This window comes from Streptomyces aquilus, assembly GCF_003955715.1.
Lineage (GTDB): Bacteria > Actinomycetota > Actinomycetes > Streptomycetales > Streptomycetaceae > Streptomyces > Streptomyces aquilus.
Genome location: NZ_CP034463.1, coordinates 5,161,945 through 5,188,424, shown reverse-complemented (window position 1 = coordinate 5,188,424; position 26,480 = coordinate 5,161,945). Strand labels below are relative to the sequence as shown.

The following is a 26,480-nucleotide window of genomic DNA, read 5'->3' as shown; positions in this document are numbered from 1 at the left end:
CTGCGGTGCTTGTCTCTGCTCGGTTCTCTGTCGCCTTCTCTTGCCTGCTCTATCGGTTCCTGTCGCTGCCCTGTCGCTGCCTATCGCTGCCTATCGCTGTACGCGACGGAACAACAGGTCGTTCACGACATGTCCCTTGTCCAGTCCCTGGCCCTCGAAACGGGTCAGCGGCCGGTAGTCGGGACGCGGCGCAAAACCGCCGTCGGCCTGGGTGTTCTCGAAGTCCGGGTGCGCCGTGAGCACCTCGAGCATCTGTTCGGCGTACGGCTCCCAGTCGGTCGCGCAGTGCACGATCGCGCCCGGCTTGAGGCGGGTCGCGGCGAGGCTGAGGAACTCCGGCTGGATCAGCCGCCGCTTGTGGTGCCGCTTCTTCGGCCAGGGGTCGGGGAAGTAGACGCGCAGCCCGTCGAGGGAGTCGGGGGCGAGCATCTCGCGCAGCAGGATGATGGCGTCGCCGTTGCCGACGCGGACGTTCGGCAGGCCGTTCTGGTCGGCCAGGTTGAGCAGGTTTCCCTGGCCGGGGGTGTGCACGTCGACGGCGAGGACGTTGGTGCCGAGGTCGGCGGCAGCCATCTGCGCGGTGGCCTCACCCATGCCGAACCCGATCTCCAGGACGACGGGGTGGGCGTTGCCGAACAGCTCCTCCAGGTCGATGACCCCCCGCCCGTCGATGTCCAGCCCCCATTTGGGCCACAGCCGCTGCAACGCGTCGGCCTGCCCGGCGGTCACCCGGCTCCGCCGCGGCTGGAAACTCCGGATCCGCCGCTCGAAGTGCGACCCGGCGGGGTCCGGCTTGGGCCCGTCGGGGAACCGGGGCTCACCTTTGGACCGGCTGTGCCGGACGGAGACACCGGGGGCGTGCTCGGACGCTTCGCCGGAGGCGTGCGGGGCCGGCTCACCGGGGGTGGCGGCGGGCCGGGGGGCTTCGGGGGTGTTGGGGGAGTCAGACACAGTGGGGTCGATTTTACGGGCGTGGCCGCGCCGCGTCGCTCAGCTGCCGACCAGCGCCTCCAGCGCCCTCCTCGCCACCTCCCGCCCGATCGGCAGCGAAGCCGTCGCCGCCGGGGACGGTGCGTTCAGTACGTGGACCGTCCGCGCGCCCTCCTTGATCAGGAAGTCGTCCACCAGCGTCCCGTCCCGCAGCACGGCCTGCGCCCGCACCCCCGCCGCCGTGGGCACCAGGTCGTCCTCCCGGACCGCGGGCAGCAGCCGCCGCACCGCCCGCGTGAACGCCGCCTTGGACACCGACCGGCGCAGCTCCCCGGCCCCGTACCGCCAGTGCTGCCGCGCTATGTGCCACGACCCGGGCCACGCGAGCGTCGCGCCCAGCTCCCGAGGCCGTACGACACCCCACCCGTACCCCTCGCGGGCGAGCGCCGGCACCGCGTTGGGCCCGATGTGCACGCCTCCGTCGATCCCGCGCGTGAGATGCACGCCGAGGAACGGGAACGCCGGGTCCGGCACCGGATACACCAGCCCCCGCACCAGCTCGGGCCGCGCCAGCTCGTAGTACTCGCCACGGAACGGCACGATCCGCATCTCCGGGTCGTCCCCGGCCAGCCGCGCCACCTCGTCGCAGTGCAGCCCCGCGCAGTTCACCAGCACACGCGCGCGGAGCACGTCCCCGGCGGTGGTGCGCACGGCGACGCCCAGCGCCGGGCGCCGGTCGATCCGCTCGACCCGCGCGCCGTACCGGATCTCCGCCCCGGACGCCGCCGCGAGCTGGCGGGCGACGCCGACGAAGTCGCACACGCCGGTCGTGCCGACGTGTATGGCGGCGAGGCCCTCGACCTCCGGCTCGTACTCGGAGATCTGGGCGGGGCCCAGCTCGCGCACCGGAATGCCGTTCTCCCGGCCGCGCTGCACCAGGCCGTGCAGCCGCGGCAGCTCGTCCCGCTCGGTGGCGACGATCAGCTTGCCGGTGACGGCGTGCGCGATGCCGTACTCCGCGCAGAACTTCACCATCTCCGTGGCGCCCTTGACGGCGTACCGCGCCTTGAGCGACCCGGGGCGGTAGTAGATCCCGCTGTGGATGACCCCGCTGTTCCGCCCCGTCTGATGCCGGGCCGGGCCGGCCTCCTTCTCCAGGACGGTCACCCGCGTCCCGGGCGCGGCACGCGTGATCGCGTACGCCGTGGACAAGCCGACGATGCCCCCACCGATCACGAGCACGTCACAGTCGTAAGCGACGGCCGAGCGCACGTGCACCACCTCCCACCTCGATAGTGCACTGCGCCACTGACAGTCCCTTCAAACGCGGGACACGACAGCTGCCTAGGCGGGAGCCATCAGCAGCGGCCTCGCCCGCTCTCGCAGCTCCACCACCCGCGGCTCGTCGCCGTACGGCTCCAGGCGGTGCAGCAGGTCCTTCACGTACTCGGTGGTGCGGGCCGACGAGATGCGCCCCGCGACCTCCACCGCCCGCACGCCCTGCTCGCATGCCGCATCCAGATTGCCCGACTCGAGCTCGGCGACCGCCGAGACGACGAGCCGCAGTCCGTGCGAGCGCACGAACTCCTCCGTCGGCTTCGACAGCGCCTGCTCCGTGAAGCGGCGCACCTGGCGCGGTGCCTTGAGGTCGCGGTAGCACTCGGCCGCGTCGGCGGCGAACCGGTCGTAGGAGTAGAAGCCGAGCCAGGACGGGTCCTGGTCGCCGTCCCGCGCCCGCTCCAGCCAGCCCTCGGCGGCCCGCAGCGCCGCGCCCGCCGCGTGCGCGTCACCCGCGCGTGCGTGGGCGCGTGCCTCGACGAGGCGGAAGAAGCTCATGGTCCGGGCGGTCGCCAGGCCCCGGTTGCGTTCCAGGGCGGCCTGGGCGAGGTCGACGCCCTCGTCGCCGAAGCCCCGGTAGGTCGCCTGGAGGGACATGGAGGCCAGGACGTAGCCCCCGAGGGGGACGTCGGCCGCCGCGCGGGCCAGGCGCAGGGCCTGGATGTAGTAGCGCTGCGCCGCTTCCTGCTGGCCGGTGTCGAAGGCCATCCACCCGGCGAGCCGGGTGAGTTCGGCGCTGGCACCGAAGAGTGCCCGGCCCACCTCGTCGGAGTAGGAGCCGAGCAGCAGCGGAGCCGCCTCCACCCGTAAACACTCCGGCACCATGGACGAACGCCAGTCGCCGCCTCCGTACTTGGAGTCCCAGCGCCTGGCGTCCTCGGCGGCCTCCCGCAGTTTCTGCACGTCGCTGTGGCCGACTTTGAGCGGTGCGCCGGAGTCCTCGGAAGTGTTCACCTCGCGCGCGACCGAGCTGTCGGCCGGGGTTATCAGCCACCGTGAGGCAGGCGTTGCGTACGCGCTTACTGCGAACGATCCGGCCAGCGACTGCCAGATGCCGCCGGAGCCGGCCCGGCGGCCCGCGAGGTCGAGCCGGTACAGCTCCGTCGCGCTGCGGACGGCCTGTCCGACGTCCCTGGGGAAGGCGAGGCCCACTTCGGGTGCGGGATCCGCGTCCGCCAGACCGATCTCGTGGAGCGGCACCGGGCGGCCGAGCTTCTGGCCGATCGCGGCGGCGATGAGGTGCGGCGCAGCGCCTTGCGGCACCATGCCCTTCGACACCCAGCGCGCCACCGAGGTCTTGTCGTAGCGAAGAGTCAACCCGCGTTGAGCGCCAAGATCGTTGACGCGACGCGCGAGTCCTGCGTTGCTGATTCCCGCGAGGGCGAGAACGGCGCCGAGTTTTTCGTTCGGCCCGCGTTGCTCCCTGGACATGCGCCACCCCTCGACACAGACGGCTGCCGCGCTGGCATAACCACGCGGCATTCGTAAACCCAGCGTAGTTCGCCGCATCCCAAGCGTTAAGGGGCATTCTTCCGGATGGCGGGATTGTGGCCCGTACGCGCGTACGGGCCCCCCACGCAGCGTCGCGGCGTGCCCCCGCTGTGTGGCCGTGCGCCTGTGCGTGCGCTCTTCTCCGGCCATCGGGGGAGCGGTTCCATGGATCGTGCGTGGGTCGGCCCGCTGTACTGGATCCAGTGGGCTGGGGGATTCCGCCGCCTCCATCCCCGCGGGCGGCGGAACGGTCCGGGGGGCGAACTCCGTTCCCCGGACTGCGCGTTGCCCAGGCGGTGCGCAGAGCCTGTACGGAGCGTGCGCGAGCCTGTCCCCGCCGCGCCAATTTGGCTGAAAACAGCCCCCGCTTTCCGCGGGCAATTACCGCTCCCACCATGGAAGTTGGCGGCGCGAAGGGCGTTCTGGGGGAGCGTATCGGGGGCGCATTCAGGTCGCAGCCCCCCTCCTCAGTACGGGTGTTCGCTTCTTCACGGGCACGCGCGCGGGGGCGCAGGCGGCGGAGCTCAAGCGGCTCCACCGCCCCTCCGGCGCGCCTCCTTCATGGCAGCATGGTGAACCGATTCGTACGGTGCACTGGTTGTCCACAGCCTGTGGAGGCGTCCATGCGGTGGTTGGTGGGGTGGAGCAGCACCGCAGCGGGAGCGGCCGAGATCGGCTCCGCCGGGGCCACCGGCGCGGACGGCGAGACCGTGCACCCGGTGGGGTCCCAACTCCTGTGGGGAGATCCCGATCCGCTGTGGGCGGTCGGCGACTGGCGCCCCGACGAGGTACGGGTGGTGAAGGCCGACGCCCAGAACCGCATCGCCGTCCTCGGCACCTGTGGCGCGAGCGACGAGCAGCTGCGCGTCGGTCTGTTCGCCGCGCGCGGAGGGGCACTTCGCCATCTGACGAACTGGCCCGGCAGCTACACCGCGGTCGTCCAGGTGGGCCGCCGCGTCACGGTGTGCGGCGATCTCGCGGGCGCCCGCCCGGTGTTCTACACCCCCTGGGCCGGCGGCACGGCGTACGCGACGGCCGCCCTCCCGCTCGCCGACCTCATCGAGGCCAACCTTGACTTCGGCCATCTGGCGGCGCTGCTGGCCGCTCCCGACGTACCGGCGGCCCTGCACGACTCCACGCCCTACGACGGCGTACGGCGCATTCCGCCGGGGCACGCGCTGATCCTGCGCGCCGGGGCGCGTGAGATCGCCGGGTACGAGCCGGTGGCCTCCCTCGCGGTGGCGGCGCCCACGGCCGATGCCGACAGTGCGGTGGACGCCGTACGGGACGCGCTGGTGGAGGCGGTACGCGCGCGCTTGTCGGCTCCCCGGCATGTGCCCGGCGCCGACATCGACCCGGGTCCCGTGCCCGGCATGGGGCCCGCCGAACGCCGTGCCGCGCGCGGGATGCCGGTACCGGGAATCGGCGCCGACCTCTCCGGCGGTCCCGCGTCCGGCACCCTCGCCCTGCTGGCGGCGGGCCTCCCGGGGATGCCGGGCACGGTGCTGGGACACGGCACGGGCGCGGGCGAACGTCTGCTGGCGGTCACCTTCAACGACCTCGCGGTGGGCGGCCGTGAGGCCGAGCTCGAACGCGCCGGGAACCTCGCCGCCAACCCGCGCCTGCACCACGTGGTGGTGACCGGCGGCGAGGAGACCCTGCCGTACGCCGACCTGGACGGCCCGCTCACCGACGAGCCCGGCGCGAGCCTGGTGACGGCCGCCCGCCATCGCGCCCGCCTGGCCTCCGGCAGCGCCGACCACTTCACGGGCTACGGCGCCCGCCAGGTCCTGGACGCCCACCCGGCCCGCCTCGCCGACCTCCTGATGGACCGCAAACGCCGCCATCTGGTGCGCCCGGTCGCCGCGCTGGCCAAGGCGGACGGCTCGGTGATGGTCCCCGCGCGCGTGTACAGCGCGGCGCGCCGGCTGGCCCGCACGCCGTACCGGGCAGGCCTCGAGGTCCTGTCCGACCGCCTGATGGACCGCCGCTTCGACGAGCCCGGAGGCGCGGTCGGCGCCTCCCTGGCCGCCCTCACGTGGGCCAGACCGGGCCCCGCGGCCCGTTGGCTGACCGGCGAGGCCCTCGCTGAAGTATCGGTTCGCCTCCAGGGCGCGACGAGCCGCTCGGCGGTGGGTCCGGGCCAGCGCCCGGGCGACTACCGCGCGCGTGCGGCGCTGGCGAGGCACGCGGCGGACGTGAGGGTGCTGGAGCAGGCAGCCGAGATCCGCTTCCAGCGCCTGCACACCCCGTTCCTCGACAACCAGGTCGTCCGCGCCTGCCGAGCCCTCCCCGAGGCCCTCCGCGTCCAGCCGGGAGCCCGGGCCGCGATCCTGCGCACGGTCCTCCAGGGCGCCGGCGTGGCCGACCTCCCCCCGGGCTGGGGCGCCCCGTCCCACGCCTCGGCGGCGGTGGCGGCCCGCACGGGCCTGCGCGTGGCCGCGGACTCCCTGATGGCCCTCTTCGGCACGCCCTTGCTCGCGGAGGCGGGCCTGGTGGAAGCACGGGTGGTCCGCAAGGCCCTGAGAGCGGCGGCGGAGGGCGAACCACTTCCCCTGGACGGCCTGGCCGACCTGGTCTCCCTGGAACTCTGGCTGCGCCGCCTCCTGGCCCGCCGGGGAACCTGCTGGACCGGCACCCCGGCCCGCGCGCGTGCGGTACCGGCGGGGATCACGCCGCAGCGGGGGGCGTTGGGGGCGGGGGCCACGGCGAGGAGGGGGTAGGGACGGTCCTTCCGGGCAACGGCCACCCCCGCCCGTCCGCCCCGAGACACCCCACCGCCGACAAACCCCGTGCCCCTCGCGGCCTCCCCGGCGACAATGACCCGGTGCGGTACAGAATTCTGGGTGTCACCCAGGCAGAGGACGACCACGGCACCGTCGTACCCCTGGGCGGCCCCCGAGTCCGAGCCCTGCTCACCGCCCTCGCCCTCCGTCCGGGCCACACCCTCACGCCCGACACCCTCATCGACGACATCTGGGCCGCCGACCCGCCCCAGGACGCCAACGCGGCGCTCCAGGCGCTCGTGGGCCGGCTGCGCCGCGCCATCGGGAAGACGACGGTCGTCTCGACCCCCGGCGGCTACCGCCTCGCCGCGGCCAGGACGGACGTCGACCTCTTCGTCTTCGAACGCCTCGTGCAGCAGGGCATCCAAGCCCTCCACACCGGCGACCCCGGCGCCGCCGCCCGGGCCCTGGACGAGGCCCTCGCCCTGTGGCACGGCCCGGCCCTCGCCGACCTCCCCGACCGCACCGCCGCGACCCGCCCCGAGACGCTCCGCCTGGAGGCGACCAGGACCCGCGCGGAGGCGTCCCTGCGGCTCGGCCGCGCCCAGGACGTCGTACCGGAACTGACAGAGCTGACCACGGCCCGTCCGTACGACGAGAAGCTGCACGCCCTCCTCGTCCGCGCCCTGCGCGACACCGGCCGCCCGGCCGACGCCCTGGCCGCGTACGAGACGGCCCGCCGCGCCCTGTCCGAGGGCCTGGGCACCGACCCGGGCCCGGAACTCCGCGCCCTGCACGCCGAACTCCTGGCCCCGGCGCCGCCCTCACCACCGTCCGCCGGGCCCAAGCCCCCCACGGCCACGGCCGAACGCCTCACCCGAACCGGCAACCTCCGTCCCCGCCTGAACTCCTTCGTGGGCCGGGAACCCGAACTCGACGCCATCCGTTCCGAATTGCACAGGGCCCGGCTCGTCACCCTCACCGGACCGGGAGGCTCTGGAAAGACCCGCCTCGCCGAGGAAGCCGCCGCCGGGCTGTCCCAGGCGTGGCTGGTCGAACTGGCACCGCTGGACCGCCCGGAGGCGGTGCCCGGCGCGGTGGTCAGCGCCCTCGGTCTGCGGCAGACCGTGCTGATGGCCACCGAGCTGTCCACCCCGCAGGAGGACCCGCTCGCCCTGCTCGTCGAGTACTGCGCCCCGCGCAGCCAACTCCTGATCCTTGACAACTGCGAACACGTGATCGAGGCGACGGCCCACCTCGCCGAAACCCTCCTCACCCACTGCCCGGGGCTCACGATCCTCGCGACCAGCCGTGAACCCCTGGGCGTCCCCGGCGAGTCCGTGCGCCCGGTCGAGCCCCTCCTCCCCGACCAGGCCCACCGGCTCTTCACGGAGCGCGCGACGGCCGTCCGCCCGGACACGGCGGACCTCGTCCTCCGCGACTCCGACGCCGTGGCGGAGATCTGCCGCCGCCTCGACGGACTGCCGCTCGCCATCGAGCTGGCGGCGGCCCGCCTGCGGCTGCTCACGCCCCGGCAGATCGCCGACCGCCTCGACGACCGCTTCCGCCTCCTCACCTCCGGAAGTCGCACGGTCCTGCCCCGCCAGCAGACCCTGCGCGCGGTCGTCGACTGGTCCTGGGACCTGCTCGACGAGCGGGAGCGGACGGTGCTGCGCGAGGTGTCGGTGTTCGCGGGCGGCTGGGACCTCGCCGCCGCGGAGGCCGTGTGCACCGGCCCCGCCGCCGAGCTGATCGGGGCGCTCGTCGACAAGTCCCTGATCGTGGCGGCCCCGGGCGAGGACACGACCGTCTGCGGCGCCATGCGCTACCGCATGCTGGAGACGATCCACGAGTACGCCGTGGAGCGCGCAGCCGAGGCCCCGGACCAGCGCGCCGGCGCCGAGCGGCGGCACCGCGCGTGGGCGGGCGCCCTGGTCGCGGAGGCCGAGCCGGTGCTGCGCTCGGTCGGCCAGCTTCCGTGGATCTCCCGCCTGGAGACCGAGCTGGACAACATCCGCGCCGCCCTGCACCGAGCCGTCGAGGACGGGGACGAGGCGGCGGCGGGCGCCCTCGCCCTGAACATGGGCTGGTTCTGGTGGCTGCGCAACTACCGACGCGAGGGCGCGGACTGGGTCGACCGGATCCTCCGGCTGGGCGCCGCGCTGGACGCGGGCCCGCTCCCCACGGACCCCCGGGCCCGCTGCTCCCTCATGGAGACCGTGGACCCGAGGGAAGCCCTGCTCTCCGCGCCGGACGGCGAGGCCGGGCACCCGCTGCAAGCGCTCCGTATGGAGCTGCGGATGCTGCACATCCTCCTCGTCTCGGAGATCGAGGCGCGCAACCGGGTGCCGGACGAGCGGATGGGCGCGTACATCTCGCGGGTGCGTGCGTACTTCGAGAAGGGCGGCCCGCAGGCGTCCCGGATGCCCGGTCTGGTCTGGCCGCTGACCTCGTTCTTCATGGGCGACCGGACGGACGCCCGGGACATTCTGGACACCGCGGTCACCAACTGCCGCGAGCACGGCGGCGACTGGGAGCTGGGCGTCTCCCTGATGTTCCGCACGCACATGGTGGTCGACTCGCCGGGCGGCATGCAGGGTGTGGACGACGACCTCGCGGAGCTGCGGGTCCTCAGCCACCGCGTCGGCGACCGCTGGCTGCTGGCCCAGGTGTACAGCGCGGCGGGGGAGACGGCCATGGCCCGCGGCCGGCTCGAGGAGGCGAAGGGGGAGTACGAGGAGGCGCTGCAACTCGCCTACGAGGTGGGGGCGTACACGGAGACGCCGTTCCTCATCGCCCGCCTCGCCGAGATCGCCTACCGCGCGGGCGACCGCTCGGCCGCGATCACGGCCCTGGACGAGGCGAGCGAGGCCTCCGACCGGTACGGCGTCGGGGACAGCAGGGCGTTCGTCCTGCTGCTGCGGGCGCATGTCGCGCTGGACGACAAGGACACCGCCACCGCGCGCGAGATGCTGGAGGAGGCCCGCGTGGAGACCGCGCGGGGCACCCCGCCCCCGCAGTTCATCGTGATGCTGAAGGCGGTCGAGGCCATGGTGACGGTCGCCGAGTCGGGTCCGGGGCACGGACTGCCGAAGCTGGTCGCCACGGTTCGGGAGGCCGTGGACAAGCAGTGCGCCGACCTGATCGTGGCGACGCTCGTGGACGCCGCGGCGACCCTGCTCGCCGACCTCGGCGACCTTCCCCGCGCCACCAGGCTGCTGGCCGCCGCCGGGCACTGGCGGGGCGACGACGCGCGCTCCATGCCGGAGGCGGCCCGCGCCGAGCGCGCGGAGTCGACGGCCCGCACCGAGCTGGGACCGGCGCGGTACGACGAGGAGCACGCGCGGGGCGTCACCCTCACCTCGGCCGACGTCCTCGACGAACTCGACGAGGCACTGCGCGCGGGCGTCACCGGCCTCTGAAGGCGACGGGGCCAGGACAGGCGCTACGAGCAGCGGAACTTCGACTCGGCCCAGTCCGCCAGCAGCAGGTCGTCGTACTTGCTGTGCGGCTCGACGACCAGCCGCACGGTCTTGCGCCCGGTGAGGTCGACATGGACCGGGATCGCCGCGTCCCCGCCCTGGACCATGCCGGACTTCCACAGCTGGACGCCGTCGGCGTAGACGGAGAAGTACATCTTGCCGAGCCCGAGGGTCATGTCGTCGACGCCGGCATAGGCGTCGTAGGAGGTGCAGGAGCGGTTGAGGTCGATGGTGACGGAGGACCGGCCGTGCACGGTCACGCCGTGCGTGTAGCTCTTGTCCGCGATCGAGACGCCGTACCGCTGCCACACCCAGCTGCTCTCGGCGATCCGCATCTCGGGCTTGGTGCCGTCGCCGTTGACGTTGTACGCCAGCTCGCTCCACTGGTAGACGGCCGGGGCGGGGGTGGGCGTGGGCGTCGGAGTGGGGGTCGGGGTCGGGGTCGGCTTGGGCTTCGGCTTCGGTGTGGGGGTCGGCGTCGGTGTGGGCTTCGGGGTGGGCTTGGGCGTCGGGGTCGGTGTCGGCGTCGGCGTCGGGGCGATGACCGCGGGCGCGGGCGCCGGCTGCTTCTTGGGCGGCTTGGGCGTCTCCTCCGCGGGCTCGGCCACCGGCGTGGAGGCGGGCGGTCTGGCCTCGGGCTTGTTGTCGACCGGCTTGTCGTTGCCGGACAGGGCCAGTGCCGCGGCCACGCCCGCCGCGACCAGCACACTGGCCGCGATCCCGACCTTGACCGGCGCGCCCAGCCCCTCGGAGGCCGCCGCGCCGCCGGCCGCGCCCGCCCCGCCCGACGAGCCGCCGCTCGCCGCCGCGGCGCCCGCGACACCGGCCGCGCCCACCCCGGTGCCACCGGCGATGAGCGCGGCGACCTTGGCGTACCCGGCGGCACCGAACCAGCCGATGACGGCGACCGGTACGACGGCGGGGATGCTGCTCGCGACCTCGGAGATCTGGGCGGCCGCGAGGCGGCACTTGGCGCACTCCTCCAGGTGCTTGCGCAGGCCGCGTTCGGCGCGGGTGCGCAGTCGGCCGCGGGCGTACGTGCCGAGCTGGTCGGCGTAGCGGGCGCACTCCTCGTCGTCGGCGAGGGTCGCGCTCACGTGGGCCTGGAGGTAGGCCTGCTTGAGGCCCTCGCGGGCGCGGGAGGCCAGCACGCGCGTGCCGTTGGCGTCGAGTCCGAAGAGCGTGGCGACATCGCTCGGCGACTCGTCCTCGACCTCGGTGTGCCACAGCACGGCCTGCCAGCGCTCGGGCAGCGACCGGAAGGCCTGCATGGCCATGGACTGCTCGGCCTCGTGCATCGCGCGGACGTCGGCACCGAGGTCCAGGGTGTCGTCGTCGGAGACCTCGCTGACGCGCGCGGACTGTGCGGCGAACAGCGCGAAGTCGTCGACCAGTTGCTCCCGCTTCGCGGACTTCGTCCAGTTCGCGGCGACCCGACGGACGGTGGTCAGGAGATACGCGCGTACGGCGTGCTCGGGCCCCGAGCCGCCGCGCACCGCCTGGAGCATGCGGGCGAAGACCTCGGCGGTGAGGTCGTCGGCGGTGTGGGCGTCCCGGCAGCAGGTGCGGGCGTACCGGCGCACCGCGTCCGCGTGGCGCCGGTACAGCTCCTCGTAGGCCGTGTCGTCGCCCGAGCGCATCCGGCCGATCAGGTCGGCGTCGGAGGGCGGCAGGTCCCGGGGCGGCGGCAGGACGCTGTCGTCACGCCGGTCGCGCTGCGTCGGGACGCTGCCCTCGACCGGGTCGCCGCCGCCGTGCGGGCGGCCCGCCCGTCCGCCCTGGCTCGGCACCTGGGGCGACGCGAGGCCGTCCGGCTCACCGTCACCGTGTGACTCGTCCCGCCCGTCAACGCTCATCGCGGAAAGCCCCCGCCGCCTGCCCTGCCCGTCCCGAACACCGGGTCAGAGTGCCATATCGGCTTTTGACCGAGCCCCGGCAGTACGGGGCATCCACTCGTCCGTGGGGACCTTTGGCAAGGCAGTACTAGCCGTCACCCATCCGGGGAAGGCTCAACTGACGTCGCCCACACGGAAGTTGGGGGACGTATCCGAAAAGGCCGGAATGTGACCGGGGTGTGAGCGGCGCACCGCTCACACCCCGTCGTCACCTCTTCGAGTCACCGGGTCGCGCCGGTGTTCACGACGGCCGTGACCGCAGACCCTCCAGCAGGATGTCCAGCAGTCGCGCCGACGCCGCCGCCTGCTGCGCCGCGTCCGGCAGCGAGGGCGCCGCCGTCGCGATCACCAGCAGCACGTCCGACACCGACACGTCCGCCCGCAGCTCACCCGCCGCCCGCGCCCGCTCCACGAGCTGGCCCACCACGTCGAGCAGCGCCGCCGCCCCCGTGTCGTCGGCCGGCAGCGACTCCTCCGACACCAGCCGCAACTCACCGGAGCCGGGCTGGGACCGCTGCTGCGGCACCCGCGCCTCGTCGAAGACGGCCCCGTCGGCCTGCCCGGCGTGCTCCTCGGGGACGCCGACCCGCAGCACCTGCGGCGGCAGCAGCCGCCCGGCACCCGAGGCCACCGACGTCCGCAGGAAGCGCGACAGCGCCGACCACGGCTCGTCCTCCTGCCCGAGCGCCGCACGCGCCTGGTCGGTCAGCCGGGAGGTCTCCTCCTCGGCTATCCGGCGCACCAGGACGTCCTTGCTCGGGAAGCGCCGGTACACGGTGCCCACACCGACCCGCGCGCGGCGCGCCACGTCCTCCATCGGCGCGCCGTACCCCAGCTCGCCGAAGACCTCGCGCGCGGCACGCAGTACGTGCTCCAGATTGCGCTGTGCGTCCACGCGCAGCGGTGTCGAGCGCGACGCGTCCCCGCGTCCGTTGCCCGCCGCCGCGCTCATCGCTCCGCCACCAGGTGCGATGGCGGACGCGGAAGACCAATGAGAGTCCTGAACATGCATAAGCGTTCCCCCGGTAATGACGTCTCCCCCCGGAGACTCTCCCCGCCACTGAAAGGCCGGGGCGACACAGGGAACGAACCCGGTTCACGGGCCGCCCGTCGCGGACCCGATGAGCGCATCCCCCTACACCCCGTCGACACACGAACATAGTTGAGAGGGAGTCAATTCAGAAGGGGCAGGTTCCGCACAGAGCGCCCCCCGAAAGGAGTACGGGTCGTATACGTCCCGATTGCACCCCTCAAAGCCCCCCGGCGCACACCTGCTGACCTGCAATCCTTCCCCGCACGCCGTCGATTCGGCCAACCCCGCCCACACGAAGTCACCGGTCACACAAATTGTCGGGGCTGTGGACAAACTCAAGCGCCGGGTGCGTCATGGGGTGGTGAAGGAACGCGCGCGCATTCTCGTTGTCGGCGGCGGCTACGTCGGGATGTACACGGCCCTGCGTCTCCAGCGGAAGCTGAAACAGGAACTCAGGCGCGGAGACGTCGAGATCACGGTGGTCACTCCCGACCCCTACATGACCTACCAGCCGTTCCTTCCCGAGGCGGCCGCCGGCTCCATCTCCCCACGCCATGTCGTCGTCCCGCTGCGCCGCGTCCTCGATCACTGCACCGTGATCATCGGCGAGGCCACCGCCATCGACCACGCCAAACGTACCGCCACCCTCACCACCCTCGCCACCGAGGAGGAGGGCACGGGCGGCCGGCAGCTGACGTACGACGAACTCGTGCTCGCCCCCGGCTCCGTCTCGCGCACCCTGCCCATCCCCGGTCTCGCCGACCACGCCATCGGCTTCAAGACCGTCGAGGAGGCCATCGGGCTGCGCAACCACGTCATCGAGCAGATGGACATCGCCTCCTCCACCCGCGACCCCGCGATCCGCGACGCCGCCCTCACCTTCGTCTTCGTCGGCGGCGGCTACGCGGGCGTGGAGGCCCTCGGCGAACTGGAGGACATGGCCCGCTACACCGCGCGGTACTACCACAACGTCCAGCCCGAGGACATGAAGTGGATCCTCGTGGAGGCCTCCGAGCGCATCCTCCCCGAGGTCGGCGCGGAGCTGGGCCGCTACACCGTCACCGAACTGCGCCGCCGCAACATCGACGTACGCCTGAACACCCGCCTCGAATCCTGCGCCGACCGGATCGCCGTCCTCAGCGACGGCGCCCGCTTCCCGACCCGTACGGTCGTCTGGACGGCCGGCGTCAAACCGCACCCGGTCCTCGCCGCCAGCGACCTTCCGCTCACGGACCGAGGCCGGCTGAAATGCACCGCCCAGCTCACGATCGAGGGCGTCACGCACGCGTGGGCGGCCGGAGACGCCGCCGCCGTCCCCGACGTCACGGCCGAGGAACCCGGCAAGGAGACCGCCCCCAACGCCCAGCACGCGGTGCGCCAGGCCAAGGTCCTCGGCGACAACATCGCCCACGCCCTCAAGGGCGAGCCCTTGGAGACGTACTCCCACAAGTACGTCGGATCAGTGGCCTCCCTCGGCCTCCACAAAGGCGTCGCACACGTCTACGGACGCAAGCTGAAGGGCTACCCTGCCTGGTTCATGCACCGCGTCTACCACCTCAGCAGGGTCCCCACCTTCAACCGCAAGGCTCGTGTCCTGGCCGAATGGACCCTGTCCGGGCTCTTCAAGAGGGAGATCGTCTCGCTGGGTTCGCTCGAACATCCCCGAGCGGAGTTCGAACTCGCGGCCGGTGGAAAGCCTCCTCAGGACCCCACGAACGACCCGAAGGGGTCGTCCTGACCGGACCCAGGAACTCCACCGGCGGGGCAGGCGTCTGACGGATGTCGGCCCGGTCGGTCACACTGCCACACTGATCCCCGACCCAGGACGGGTGGACGCCCGCCCACCGAACCCGCGAGGACCCAGGCCGGGTCCGGAGCCGGCCGAAGACGACGACACGAGGCAAGGATTCGTGAACTTCACGCGCTGGAGCGCCCGGCTCCCCGGAACGCAGCGCCGCGCAGCCGCGCGGACCGACCACGAGCTCACCCCGGACCGACTCGGGGAGGGCGCCGTACCCGCGGCCCGCGCCGAACAGCTCACCGACGACGCACCCCCCGTCCCCGCCGTCGACGAACTCCCCGTGCGCGAGGTCCTCGACCGCGTCCCGGCCCTCGTCGCCCTGGTCCACGGCCCCGACCACCGCCTCGCCTACGTCAACGACGCCTATGTGACCGCCTTCGGCCCACGCTCCCCGGGCGCCCCCGCGAGCGAAGCCCTCCCCGAGTTCCACGAGACGGGCCTCCTCCCCCTCCTCGACCAGGTCCTGCGCAGCGGCAAGCCGCGCACGATCAAGTCCCGCAAGGCCCCCGACGGCCGCTGCTACACCTTCACCTGCACCCCGGTGTCGGAAGGCGACGGCGGCGTCCTCGTCTTCGCCACCGACGTCACCGACCACGCCGAAGCCGCCGAGCGCCTCAGAGCGAGCGAACGCCGCCAGCGCGAAACCGCGGTCACCCTCCAGCGCTCCCTGCTCCCGCAGGTCCTGGAGGAACCCGACGACCTCCGCATCGCCGCCACCTACCAGCCCGGCGGCACCGAGGCCGCCGTCGGCGGCGACTGGTACGACGTCATCACCCTCGGCGGCGGCCGCACAGCCCTCGTCATCGGCGACGTCATGGGCCGAGGCGTCCGCGCCGCAGCGGTCATGGGCCAACTCCGTACGGCGGTCCGCGCGTACGCCCGCCTCGACCTGCCCCCGCACGAGGTCCTCCAGCTCCTCGACGGCCTCGCCACGGAGATCGACGCCAACCAGATCGCCACCTGCGTGTACGCCATCCACGACCCCAACGAGGGCAAGCTGGTGTACGCCTCCGCGGGCCACCTCCCGATCCTCGTCCGCGACGAGAGCGGCGCGGTGCTCCGCGCGGACGAGCCGACCGGCCCGCCCCTCGGCACCGGCGGCTGGATTCACACCTCCGGCTCGATCCCGCTGGGTCCCGGCGCCACGGCGGTCCTCTACACCGACGGCCTCGTCGAACGCCGGGACGAGGACCTGGACGAGGGAATCGCGTCGCTGGAGCGTGCGCTGTCCGGCGCGACCGGCACGCCCCAGGTCGTCTGCGACCGCCTCGTCCGCTCCGCCGGCGTCACCGCCGACCACGACGACGACGTCGCCGTCCTCGTCCTCCAGCACCCGTCCCGCACGGGCCCCGACAGCGACCTCTTCCGCAACGCCGCGCTCGAACTCCTCGGCGGGGTGGAGGCGGCCCCACGCGCGCGTGCGTTCGCCTCCGGCGTGCTGACCAGCTGGCGGTTCCCGGCGGAGCTGCATGACCTGGGAGTGCTGGCGGCAAGCGAACTGGTCGCCAACTCGCTCCAGCACGGGACGCCGCCTATGCGGTTGAGGCTTCGCCGGACCGACCGTCGCTTGATCATCGAGGTGACTGATGGCGACGACCATCTGCCTCGGCGTCGTAAGGCGGAACCCGGGGATGAGTCGGGGCGGGGGATCGCGATTGTGGCGACCATTGCTTCGAACTGGGGGTCGCGGAGGACGCCTGGGGGTGGGAAGGCGGTTTGGTGCGAGTTCGTGCTGCCTAAGGGGTAGAGCGCGGGGGTGGTGTGGCGGCTGCGGGTGCGTTGTGGCTGGTCGCGCAGTTCCCCGCGCCCCTTAGGTATCTCCAGTTACGCGGCGACAGATTCTTGCTGTGTGCCGCCCTGGGCCACCACGCGGCTCCTTGCTCGCCACGGGTGGTCCTGCGCCGGCGTCAGTTGGCGGCCCAGCCGCAGCGCCAGGTACGTGATGCCCACCGAGAACAGCAGGAACGTCACGATGTACGGGGCGTGCAGGGACGCGCCCATCGGGCCGCCGATCGCCGGGCCCACCGCCAGGGCGAGCTGCTTCACCAGGGCGAAGGCCGAGTTGTACTGGCCCGCCATGCCCGTCGGGGCGAGGTCGGCCACCAGCGGGGCGACCGTCGGGGACAGCATCGCCTCGCCCAGACCGAAGAGGGCGTACGTCGAGACGAACGCGGCCGTCGCCATGGCCTGGCTGCCGTGGCCGAGCCCGGCGTACCCCGCCACGACCCACGCCACCGACCAGATGATCCCGACCGCGGCGATCACACGCGAGCGCCGGCGCCGCTCGACGAACTTCAGGACCGCGAACTGCGCCACGACGATCATCGCCGTGTTGGCGGCCAGCGCCGTCCCCAGCGCGGACGTGGAGATCCCGGCCGCCTCGACGCCGTACGCGCTCAGGCCCGACTCGAACTGGCCGTAGCAGGCGAAGAACAGCACGAAGCCCAGCACGCACAGCTGCACCATCGCCCGGTTCCCCAGCAGCTGCTTCCAGCTGCCCTTGGCGGAAGCGGACGGCGCACCCTCGACCCGCGGCGCGCGCGGCATCCGCACCGTCGCCATCACCACGGCGAGCAGCAGGAACATCGCCGCCTCGATCGCGAAGAGGAGGGTGAACGAGGAGACGTCCGTGGTGTCGACGAGGTGACCGCCGATGAGTCCGCCGACGCCGAGCCCGAGGTTCTGGAGGAAGAACTGCATCGCGAAGGCCCGGGAGCGGGTCTCCGACGTGGAGCAGTCCACGATCATCGTCGCCAGGGCGGGCTGCATCACGGCCTGCCCGGCGCCCAGCGCGGCCGCCGACAGCAGGACGGTGGTCGCGTTGCTCGCGAGCCCCAGGCTCAGCGCGCCCAGCGCGGCAGTGACCAGGGCGACGAGCAACACCGGAAGCGGGCCACGCCGCACGATCGCCCGGCCGGCGAACGGCAGCACGATCAGCGCGGCCACGGCGAAGACGGCGAGGACGAGCCCCGCCGTCATGGCTCCAAGGCCCCGCACCTGCGCCACATAGACGTACAGGTAGGGGACGGTGAAGCCGAGCCCGAACGCGCTGAGTGCGTTACCCACGTGAATCCGGCGCATCGCTGCGCCCATCGCCCTGGTCACGTTCACCTCTCTCAGGTAGTTGGAGTCCCTCAGTACTTAGAACCGAAGACTTCGAAGCTAAAGTTCAGACCTAAAGAGTACACAGAGAAGGACTTCAACGCCAAGCGACCGCGTGCCATACTGCGACCATGGCTGACACCCCCGGCGGTCCCGGCAGTCTCCACATCGGCGGCGAGCCGACACTCGAGGAACAGATCGCCGCCTACCAGCGCGAGTTCCAGGACCTCGACCCCCAGGTCGAGCAGATCGTCTCGGCACTGTCGCGACTGAACCGCCGGATGAACGTCGCCTACGGCCGCCAGACCTCCGCCCTCGGCATCAGCAACACGGACTGGGAGGTCCTCAAGGCTCTCGTCCTCTCCGGTGCCCCTTACCGGATGGGGCCCGGCGAGCTCGCCAAGCGCCTCGGCCTGACGCCGGCCGCCATGACCCATCGCATCGACCGGATGGTCACGGAGGGACTGGTCACCCGGGAGCGCGACGAGTCCAACCGGGTCCGCGTCATCGTGGAGCTGACCGCGGAGGGCCGCGAGAAGTGGCTGGAGGCCATGCGCATGGCGACGGTCTTCGAGGAGGACCTCCTCCAGGACCTGTCCTCCGAGGAGCGGACGGCCCTCGGCGATGTCCTCACCCGCCTTCTGCGCAGGGTGGAGCACGCCCAGCCGGACGCGGGCGGCCGCCTCACCGACCTGGACTGACGTCACCGTCTGACCGCCCCCCGACGTCACCCGAAAAGATCTTGACAGGGGGTGCTTGACAGCCCCCTCGTGGATCCGTAGAGTTCTTCGGGTTGCCGCGGAGCCGTAACGGTTCTTCGACAACACCTCCCGCCGCATCAGCGGCACACAAACCATCAGCACGATCTCCCAGCCGGGATGAATTCGGCGTGCCCGAATTCAATTCGATTTGGGCGCGGCAGCTCGATTAGCAACTGCCGGGAGGATCCGCTAAGGTTTGAGACGTCGGAACGGCCCAACGGCCGGGAAGGCAAGCCCCTCTGACTGGGAGTCAGGCCCGAAAGGATCTGATAGAGTCGGAACCGCCGGAAAGGGAAACGCGAAAGCGGAAACCTGGAAAGCACCGAGGAAATCAGAACCGGAAACGATCTGATAGAGTCGGAAACGCAAGACCGAAGGGAAAAGCCCGGAGGAAAGCCTGAGAGAGTCTCTCGGGTGAGTACAAAGGAAGCGTCCGTTCCTTGAGAACTCAACAGCGTGCCAAAAATCAACGCCAGATTAGTTGATACCCCGTCTCCGGCCGGTCATCGGTTGGGGCGAGGTTCCTTTGAAACAACACAGCGAGGACGCTGTGAACCATCGGATCATTCCTCCGGTGGTTCCGCTCTCGTGGTGTTCATCCCGATTACGGGAAAACATTCACGGAGAGTTTGATCCTGGCTCAGGACGAACGCTGGCGGCGTGCTTAACACATGCAAGTCGAACGATGAACCACTTCGGTGGGGATTAGTGGCGAACGGGTGAGTAACACGTGGGCAATCTGCCCTTCACTCTGGGACAAGCCCTGGAAACGGGGTCTAATACCGGATACCACTTCCACTCGCATGGGTGGGGGTTGAAAGCTCCGGCGGTGAAGGATGAGCCCGCGGCCTATCAGCTTGTTGGTGAGGTAACGGCTCACCAAGGCGACGACGGGTAGCCGGCCTGAGAGGGCGACCGGCCACACTGGGACTGAGACACGGCCCAGACTCCTACGGGAGGCAGCAGTGGGGAATATTGCACAATGGGCGAAAGCCTGATGCAGCGACGCCGCGTGAGGGATGACGGCCTTCGGGTTGTAAACCTCTTTCAGCAGGGAAGAAGCGAAAGTGACGGTACCTGCAGAAGAAGCGCCGGCTAACTACGTGCCAGCAGCCGCGGTAATACGTAGGGCGCAAGCGTTGTCCGGAATTATTGGGCGTAAAGAGCTCGTAGGCGGCTTGTCACGTCGGGTGTGAAAGCCCGGGGCTTAACCCCGGGTCTGCATTCGATACGGGCTAGCTAGAGTGTGGTAGGGGAGATCGGAATTCCTGGTGTAGCGGTGAAATGCGCAGATATCAGGAGGAACACCGGTGGCGAAGGCGGATCTCTGGGCCATTACTGACGCTGAGGAGCGAAAGCGTGGGGAGCGAACAGGATTAGATACCCTGGTAGTCCACGCCGTAAACGGTGGGAACTAGGTGTTGGCGACATTCCACGTCGTCGGTGCCGCAGCTAACGCATTAAGTTCCCCGCCTGGGGAGTACGGCCGCAAGGCTAAAACTCAAAGGAATTGACGGGGGCCCGCACAAGCAGCGGAGCATGTGGCTTAATTCGACGCAACGCGAAGAACCTTACCAAGGCTTGACATACACCGGAAACGGCCAGAGATGGTCGCCCCCTTGTGGTCGGTGTACAGGTGGTGCATGGCTGTCGTCAGCTCGTGTCGTGAGATGTTGGGTTAAGTCCCGCAACGAGCGCAACCCTTGTCCTGTGTTGCCAGCATGCCCTTCGGGGTGATGGGGACTCACAGGAGACCGCCGGGGTCAACTCGGAGGAAGGTGGGGACGACGTCAAGTCATCATGCCCCTTATGTCTTGGGCTGCACACGTGCTACAATGGCAGGTACAATGAGCTGCGAAACCGTGAGGTGGAGCGAATCTCAAAAAGCCTGTCTCAGTTCGGATTGGGGTCTGCAACTCGACCCCATGAAGTCGGAGTTGCTAGTAATCGCAGATCAGCATTGCTGCGGTGAATACGTTCCCGGGCCTTGTACACACCGCCCGTCACGTCACGAAAGTCGGTAACACCCGAAGCCGGTGGCCCAACCCCTTGTGGGAGGGAGCTGTCGAAGGTGGGACCAGCGATTGGGACGAAGTCGTAACAAGGTAGCCGTACCGGAAGGTGCGGCTGGATCACCTCCTTTCTAAGGAGCACTTCTAGGCAGCCGCAAGGCTGTCCAGAGGCCAGTACATCGGCGAACGTTCGATGCTGGTTGCTCATGGGTGGAACGTTGATTATTCGGCACTCTCAGTCATCTCGGGCTGCCAGTACTGCTCTTCGGAGCGTGGAACGCTGATCACGAGTGGCGAGGGTGTCGGGCACGCTGTTGGGTGTCTGAAGTAACGGCCGCAAGGTTGTGCTTCGATGCCGGCCCCAGTGAACTCGCCGAGTGTGGCGGGGTGATGGGTGGCTGGTCGTTGTTTGAGAACTGCACAGTGGACGCGAGCATCTGTGGCCAAGTTTTTAAGGGCGCACGGTGGATGCCTTGGCACCAGGAACCGATGAAGGACGTGGGAGGCCACGATAGTCCCCGGGGAGTCGTCAACCAGGCTTTGATCCGGGGGTTTCCGAATGGGGAAACCCGGCAGTCGTCATGGGCTGTCACCCATACCTGAACACATAGGGTATGTGGAGGGAACGCGGGGAAGTGAAACATCTCAGTACCCGCAGGAAGAGAAAACAACCGTGATTCCGGGAGTAGTGGCGAGCGAAACCGGATGAGGCCAAACCGTATGCGTGTGAGACCCGGCAGGGGTTGCGTATACGGGGTTGTGGGATCTCTCTTCCACGGTCTGCCGGCCGTGGGACGAGTCAGAAACCGTTGATGTAGGCGAAGGACATGCGAAAGGTCCGGCGTAGAGGGTAAGACCCCCGTAGTCGAAACGTCAGCGGCTCGTTTGAGAGACACCCAAGTAGCACGGGGCCCGAGAAATCCCGTGTGAATCTGGCGGGACCACCCGCTAAGCCTAAATATTCCCTGGTGACCGATAGCGGATAGTACCGTGAGGGAATGGTGAAAAGTACCGCGGGAGCGGAGTGAAATAGTACCTGAAACCGTGTGCCTACAAGCCGTGGGAGCGTCGCGCATTGAGTTTACTCAATGCGTCGTGACTGCGTGCCTTTTGAAGAATGAGCCTGCGAGTTTGCGGTGTGTTGCGAGGTTAACCCGTGTGGGGAAGCCGTAGCGAAAGCGAGTCCGAATAGGGCGGTTTAGTAGCGCGCTCAAGACCCGAAGCGGAGTGATCTAGCCATGGGCAGGTTGAAGCGGAGGTAAGACTTCGTGGAGGACCGAACCCACCAGGGTTGAAAACCTGGGGGATGACCTGTGGTTAGGGGTGAAAGGCCAATCAAACTCCGTGATAGCTGGTTCTCCCCGAAATGCATTTAGGTGCAGCGTCGTGTGTTTCTTGCCGGAGGTAGAGCACTGGATAGGCGATGGGCCCTACCGGGTTACTGACCTTAGCCAAACTCCGAATGCCGGTAAGTGAGAGCGCGGCAGTGAGACTGTGGGGGATAAGCTCCATGGTCGAGAGGGAAACAGCCCAGAGCATCGACTAAGGCCCCTAAGCGTACGCTAAGTGGGAAAGGATGTGGAGTCGCACAGACAACCAGGAGGTTGGCTTAGAAGCAGCCACCCTTGAAAGAGTGCGTAATAGCTCACTGGTCTAGTGATTCCGCGCCGACAATGTAGCGGGGCTCAAGCGTACCGCCGAAGTCGTGTCATTGCAGCAATAGGGCCAACGCCTGCTGTGATGGGTAGGGGAGCGTCGTCTGCCGGGTGAAGCAGCCGCGGAAGCGAGTTGTGGACGGTTGACGAGTGAGAATGCAGGCATGAGTAGCGATTCACACGTGAGAAACGTGTGCGCCGATTGACTAAGGGTTCCTGGGTCAAGCTGATCTGCCCAGGGTAAGTCGGGACCTAAGGCGAGGCCGACAGGCGTAGTCGATGGATAACCGGTTGATATTCCGGTACCCGCTGTGAAGCGTCAAACATCGAATCCAGTGATGCTAAGGCCGTGAAGCCGCCCCGGAGCCTTCGGGCAAAGGGGAGTGGTGGAGCCGCTGACCCGATCTGGTAGTAGGTGAGTGATGGGGTGACGCAGGAAGGTAGTCCATCCCGGGCGGTGGTTGTCCCGGGGTAAGGGTGTAGGCCGTGATCTAGGCAAATCCGGATCACATAAGGCTGAGACCTGATGCCGAGCCGATTGTGGTGAAGTGGATGATCCTATGCTGTCGAGAAAAGCCTCTAGCGAGTTTCATGGCGGCCCGTACCCTAAACCGACTCAGGTGGTCAGGTAGAGAATACCGAGGCGTTCGGGTGAACTATGGTTAAGGAACTCGGCAAAATGCCCCCGTAACTTCGGGAGAAGGGGGGCCACGCTTGGTGAGAGGACTTGCTCCTCGAGCTGGGGGTGGCCGCAGAGACCAGCGAGAAGCGACTGTTTACTAAAAACACAGGTCCGTGCGAAGCCGTAAGGCGATGTATACGGACTGACGCCTGCCCGGTGCTGGAACGTTAAGGGGACCGGTTAGTGACCTTTCGGGGTTGCGAAGCTGAGAACTTAAGCGCCAGTAAACGGCGGTGGTAACTATAACCATCCTAAGGTAGCGAAATTCCTTGTCGGGTAAGTTCCGACCTGCACGAATGGCGTAACGACTTCTCGACTGTCTCAACCATAGGCCCGGTGAAATTGCACTACGAGTAAAGATGCTCGTTTCGCGCAGCAGGACGGAAAGACCCCGGGACCTTTACTACAGTTTGATATTGGTGTTCGGTTCGGCTTGTGTAGGATAGCTGGGAGACTGTGAAGCTCGGACGCCAGTTCGGGTGGAGTCGTCGTTGAAATACCAGTCTGGTCGTGCTGGATGTCTAACCTGGGTCCGTGATCCGGATCAGGGACAGTGTCTGATGGGTAGTTTAACTGGGGCGGTTGCCTCCTAAAGAGTAACGGAGGCGCCCAAAGGTTCCCTCAGCCTGGTTGGCAATCAGGTGTTGAGTGTAAGTGCACAAGGGAGCTTGACTGTGAGACCGACGGGTCGAGCAGGGACGAAAGTCGGGACTAGTGATCCGGCGGTGGCTTGTGGAAGCGCCGTCGCTCAACGGATAAAAGGTACCCCGGGGATAACAGGCTGATCTTCCCCAAGAGTCCATATCGACGGGATGGTTTGGCACCTCGATGTCGGCTCGTCGCATCCTGGGGCTGGAGTCGGTCCCAAGGGTTGGGCTGTTCGCCCATTAAAGCGGTACGCGAGCTGGGTTTAGAACGTCGTGAGACAGTTCGGTCCCTATCCGCTGTGCGCGTAGGAGTCTTGAGAAGGGCTGTCCCTAGTACGAGAGGACCGGGACGGACGAACCTCTGGTGTGCCAGTTGTTCTGCCAAGGGCATGGCTGGTTGGCTACGTTCGGGAGGGATAACCGCTGAAAGCATCTAAGCGGGAAGCCTGCTTCGAGATGAGGACTCCCACCTCTATAAGAGGGTAAGGCTCCCAGTAGACGACTGGGTTGATAGGCCGGATCTGGAAGCACGGTAACGTGTGGAGGTGACCGGTACTAATAGGCCGAGGGCTTGTCCTCAGTTGCTCGCGTCCACTGTGTTGGTTCTGAAACCACGAACAGCCCCGCGCCTGGTCACGGCGTGGTGTGGCAGTGTTTGACAGTTTCATAGTGTTTCGGTGGTCATAGCGTGAGGGAAACGCCCGGTTACATTCCGAACCCGGAAGCTAAGCCTTACAGCGCCGATGGTACTGCAGGGGGGACCCTGTGGGAGAGTAGGACGCCGCCGAACAAATTTTGAGAAAACCCCCGTACCGTTAATTCGGTACGGGGGTTTTCTGCGTTTCGGCTACCGTTACCGACATGAGCAGCACTGATGTCGAGATCCGTTCCATACGCGCCGACGAGTGGCCCGCCGTGAAGGAGTTGCGGCTGGTCTCGTTGCAGGACCCCGCCGCACCCGTCGCCTTCCTGGAGACGTATGAGGAGGCTGTCGGCCGCCCTGACTCCTTCTGGCAGGAGCGGGCAGCGGGGGGATCGGATCCCGAGGGTGGGGTTCTTCAGTTCGTCGCCGAGGCCTCTGACGGGACCTGGGTCGGGTCCGTCGTCATGTTGATCGAGGATGCCGGTACGACGGACTGGGCCGGCTTCCCTGTGGAGCGGCGGCAGGGGCATGTCGTCGGCGTCTTCGTGCGGCCCGAGTGGCGTGGCGGCGGAGTGACCAGGGCGCTGTTCGACGCCGCTCTGGAATGGGCCTGGGGGCGTGGGGTGGAGGCCGTACGGCTCATCGTGCACGAGGACAATCCGCGGGCCCAGGCGTTCTACCGCAAGGCAGGGTTCGTGCCGAGCGGGAAGGTCGTGCCGTTGGCCGGGCACGAAGGGGAGAACGAGCTGGAGTTCGTGCTGGAGAAGACCGGCTGACCTTCGGTCTCAGACCGGTAGTTCCCTTCGGCCTCAGACCGGTAGTTCTCGGCCTCAGACCGGTAGTTCGTCGTGCGGCCAGCGGGCCCTTGCCTGCTCCCTCGACCGGAGCAGGGCCAGGGTCGGCAGGCCCCGGTCCGCTCCGGTGGCCAGCAGCTCCGGGAGCTGGGGAAGCGGAGCCACCGCGGCGACGTCGTCCAGGACGAGCGTCAGTGGTGGGTCGAGGCGACCGGAGGATGACCGTTCGGCCATGTGCCGGCCGCGCTCGACCACGCTGGAGACGAGGGCCGTCAGGAGTGGCATCGCGCCCGGGTTGGTCCTGGGGTCCTCGATGGACTCCCCCACTACGTAAAGCGTGCCCCCTTCGTCGACGAAGGAATCCAAGGCGAGCGCATCAGTTCGGTTTGGAGTGCAGGCCTCGCGGATGTTGACCGTGAAGAGCGCGGAGAGGGCTCGGCCGGTCAACTCCTGGGCGATGTCCCGGCGTTCCGGGTGAGCGGTGAGGGTGGCTTCCAGCTCGCCCGCCGCGCCGGGGGCCGCCTTCGGGTTGGTACGGAGGATGCGTACCGCGTCCTGGATCTGGGTGCCCTGGGACCAGCGGTGGACGTGGCGGATGGTGCGGCCGTCTATGGCGGCGGCGTGCAGATAGCTCCGCAGGAGCGTTTCCGCGGTGTCGCTGACCGCCTGGTCGAGGCGGGCTGTCGGGCGGACCGGGGTGAGGAGGGCCGCGGCTCTCGCCTTCGCCGTCTGCTTGTCCTCGCAGCCTGCCGTGGGGGACCAGTGCAGCCGGGCCGGGGTGTCACAGAGGTGGGTGGGGTCGTAGAGGTGGACCGGGCCCAGTTTGGCGCGGGCGTCCTTGGTGTCCGACCAGATGGCGGGGTTGGACGTGACCACCAGGGTGGGGCCCTCCGCGTCGCGTACCGCCTGGGTCGCCGTGCCCTGGCGGGTCTCCCTCGGAGCGACCAGCACCTTCTCCACTGGCTGGGGGACCGTCGTCGCGGGGACAGGCACCGGTTCCGCCCTCGGTGTGGGCACCTCGTGGTGCGTGGCCCTCTCGACAACGGGCTCCTCGAAGGCGGGAGCCATCGGCGGCTGCTCCACTGCCACGGACCGCGGCGCCACCGGTGGAGCCGCCTTCCGCGTCCGTCGTAGCGCCCGCCACCGGGCCACCGTCCCCAGCACGAACACGGTGAGCACGACCAGGACCATCAGCTGGCCGATGAACAGGCCCCAGAAGAGGCCGTAGCCGGAGAGCTGGGCCGCCGGGGTCTTGGGCCAGGCGCCCGGCATGTCGTGGGGCTGGCCGATGAGTTGGCGCATGGCCAGGGGAGTGCGGGTGAAGGTGACGCCGTCGGGCCAGTGGCCGTGGGCGAACCAGCCGGCCAGGCCGGTGGCCGACCAGACCATCAGCGTCATGCCGATGAGGAAGGCGAGTATGCCGACCAGCAGCCCGTCCGGGATGCCGCCCTGGCCCTCCTGCCGGCGGTCGTCAGGTCTCACCACAGC

Annotated in this window: 13 protein-coding genes and 3 rRNA genes; 9 read left to right on the top strand and 7 right to left on the bottom strand. The window is 69.3% G+C overall.

Going from position 1 to position 26,480, the window contains the following annotated elements:
- Nucleotides 1–90 precede the first annotated feature (90 nt).
- From trmB to EJC51_RS23710, 3 genes are all read right to left on the bottom strand, one after another.
- Complete coding sequence (gene trmB / locus EJC51_RS23720) at nucleotides 91–951, bottom strand: tRNA (guanosine(46)-N7)-methyltransferase TrmB (RefSeq protein ID WP_126272932.1); 861 nt, start codon at nucleotides 949–951, stop codon at nucleotides 91–93.
- 39 nt (nucleotides 952–990) lie between these two features.
- On the bottom strand, nucleotides 991–2,211 hold the full coding sequence (gene lhgO, locus EJC51_RS23715; protein WP_126272931.1) for an L-2-hydroxyglutarate oxidase: 1,221 nt from the start codon (nucleotides 2,209–2,211) through the stop codon (nucleotides 991–993).
- Between the two features lie 63 nt (nucleotides 2,212–2,274).
- The gene (locus tag EJC51_RS23710) at nucleotides 2,275–3,699 is read right to left on the bottom strand and encodes an NsdA family TPR-like regulatory protein (RefSeq protein ID WP_126272930.1); all 1,425 of its coding nucleotides are present in this window, start codon (nucleotides 3,697–3,699) and stop codon (nucleotides 2,275–2,277) included.
- A 683-nt stretch (nucleotides 3,700–4,382) separates the two neighbouring features.
- On the opposite strand from EJC51_RS23710, the gene EJC51_RS23705 reads away from it, so the two are divergent.
- The gene (locus EJC51_RS23705) at nucleotides 4,383–6,482 is read left to right on the top strand and encodes an asparagine synthase-related protein (protein ID WP_126272929.1); all 2,100 of its coding nucleotides are present in this window, start codon (nucleotides 4,383–4,385) and stop codon (nucleotides 6,480–6,482) included.
- 104 nt (nucleotides 6,483–6,586) lie between these two features.
- Nucleotides 6,587–9,907, top strand: coding sequence for an AfsR/SARP family transcriptional regulator (locus tag EJC51_RS23700; RefSeq protein WP_126272928.1), 3,321 nt, complete (start codon nucleotides 6,587–6,589; stop codon nucleotides 9,905–9,907).
- A 23-nt stretch (nucleotides 9,908–9,930) separates the two neighbouring features.
- Here the strand turns inward: EJC51_RS23700 and EJC51_RS23695 are convergent, their stop codons facing one another.
- Both EJC51_RS23695 and EJC51_RS23690 read right to left on the bottom strand, forming a co-directional pair.
- Nucleotides 9,931–11,823 carry a sigma-70 family RNA polymerase sigma factor gene (locus tag EJC51_RS23695; protein ID WP_126272927.1) on the bottom strand — a complete coding sequence of 631 codons (1,893 nt, stop codon included), beginning with the start codon at nucleotides 11,821–11,823 and terminating at the stop codon, nucleotides 9,931–9,933.
- Between the two features lie 280 nt (nucleotides 11,824–12,103).
- Nucleotides 12,104–12,874 (bottom strand): TetR/AcrR family transcriptional regulator, encoded by a 771-nt coding sequence (locus EJC51_RS23690; protein WP_126272926.1) that lies wholly within the window; start codon nucleotides 12,872–12,874, stop codon nucleotides 12,104–12,106.
- A gap of 379 nt (nucleotides 12,875–13,253) precedes the next feature.
- On the opposite strand from EJC51_RS23690, the gene EJC51_RS23685 reads away from it, so the two are divergent.
- Nucleotides 13,254–14,633 carry an NAD(P)/FAD-dependent oxidoreductase gene (locus tag EJC51_RS23685; protein ID WP_126277105.1) on the top strand — a complete coding sequence of 460 codons (1,380 nt, stop codon included), beginning with the start codon at nucleotides 13,254–13,256 and terminating at the stop codon, nucleotides 14,631–14,633.
- Nucleotides 14,634–14,805: 172 nt separating this feature from the next.
- Nucleotides 14,806–16,443: an ATP-binding SpoIIE family protein phosphatase gene (locus EJC51_RS23680; protein WP_126272925.1), complete on the top strand. Its 1,638-nt coding sequence runs from the start codon at nucleotides 14,806–14,808 to the stop codon at nucleotides 16,441–16,443.
- Nucleotides 16,444–16,520: 77 nt separating this feature from the next.
- On the opposite strand, the gene EJC51_RS23675 is transcribed toward EJC51_RS23680, so the two are convergent.
- Complete coding sequence (locus EJC51_RS23675; protein ID WP_126277104.1) at nucleotides 16,521–17,789, bottom strand: MDR family MFS transporter; 1,269 nt, start codon at nucleotides 17,787–17,789, stop codon at nucleotides 16,521–16,523.
- 140 nt (nucleotides 17,790–17,929) lie between these two features.
- Here EJC51_RS23675 and EJC51_RS23670 point away from each other — a divergent pair, with 140 nt between their 5' ends.
- The 5 genes from EJC51_RS23670 to EJC51_RS23645 all read left to right on the top strand — a co-directional run bounded on the left by EJC51_RS23670 (nucleotide 17,930) and on the right by EJC51_RS23645 (nucleotide 24,974).
- The gene (locus EJC51_RS23670; protein ID WP_126272924.1) at nucleotides 17,930–18,499 is read left to right on the top strand and encodes a MarR family winged helix-turn-helix transcriptional regulator; all 570 of its coding nucleotides are present in this window, start codon (nucleotides 17,930–17,932) and stop codon (nucleotides 18,497–18,499) included.
- 677 nt (nucleotides 18,500–19,176) lie between these two features.
- A 16S ribosomal RNA gene (locus EJC51_RS23660) occupies nucleotides 19,177–20,702 on the top strand.
- Nucleotides 20,703–21,012: 310 nt separating this feature from the next.
- Nucleotides 21,013–24,134 (top strand): 23S ribosomal RNA (locus tag EJC51_RS23655).
- Nucleotides 24,135–24,228: 94 nt separating this feature from the next.
- Nucleotides 24,229–24,345 (top strand): 5S ribosomal RNA (gene rrf, locus EJC51_RS23650).
- Together the 16S, 23S and 5S rRNA genes form the textbook arrangement of a ribosomal RNA operon.
- Before the next feature lie 71 nt (nucleotides 24,346–24,416).
- Nucleotides 24,417–24,974, top strand: a complete 558-nt coding sequence (locus tag EJC51_RS23645; RefSeq protein WP_126272923.1) for a GNAT family N-acetyltransferase — start codon at nucleotides 24,417–24,419, stop codon at nucleotides 24,972–24,974.
- A gap of 54 nt (nucleotides 24,975–25,028) precedes the next feature.
- Here EJC51_RS23645 and EJC51_RS23640 read toward each other — a convergent pair whose 3' ends face one another.
- Nucleotides 25,029–26,474: a TraM recognition domain-containing protein gene (locus EJC51_RS23640; protein WP_126272922.1), complete on the bottom strand. Its 1,446-nt coding sequence runs from the start codon at nucleotides 26,472–26,474 to the stop codon at nucleotides 25,029–25,031.
- Nucleotides 26,475–26,480: the final 6 nt, after the last annotated feature.

Bases quoted from the DNA above. Each gene is read 5' to 3' on its own strand.
- EJC51_RS23710 (WP_126272930.1), bottom strand. From the start codon at position 3,699: ATGTCCAGGGAGCAACGCGGGCCGAACGAAAAACTCGGCGCCGTTCTC.
- EJC51_RS23705 (WP_126272929.1), top strand. From the start codon at position 4,383: ATGCGGTGGTTGGTGGGGTGGAGCAGCACCGCAGCGGGAGCGGCCGAG.
- EJC51_RS23695 (WP_126272927.1), bottom strand. From the start codon at position 11,823: ATGAGCGTTGACGGGCGGGACGAGTCACACGGTGACGGTGAGCCGGAC.
- EJC51_RS23690 (WP_126272926.1), bottom strand. From the start codon at position 12,874: ATGCATGTTCAGGACTCTCATTGGTCTTCCGCGTCCGCCATCGCACCT.
- EJC51_RS23675 (WP_126277104.1), bottom strand. From the start codon at position 17,789: ATGGGCGCAGCGATGCGCCGGATTCACGTGGGTAACGCACTCAGCGCG.
- EJC51_RS23670 (WP_126272924.1), top strand. From the start codon at position 17,930: ATGGCTGACACCCCCGGCGGTCCCGGCAGTCTCCACATCGGCGGCGAG.
- EJC51_RS23645 (WP_126272923.1), top strand. From the start codon at position 24,417: ATGAGCAGCACTGATGTCGAGATCCGTTCCATACGCGCCGACGAGTGG.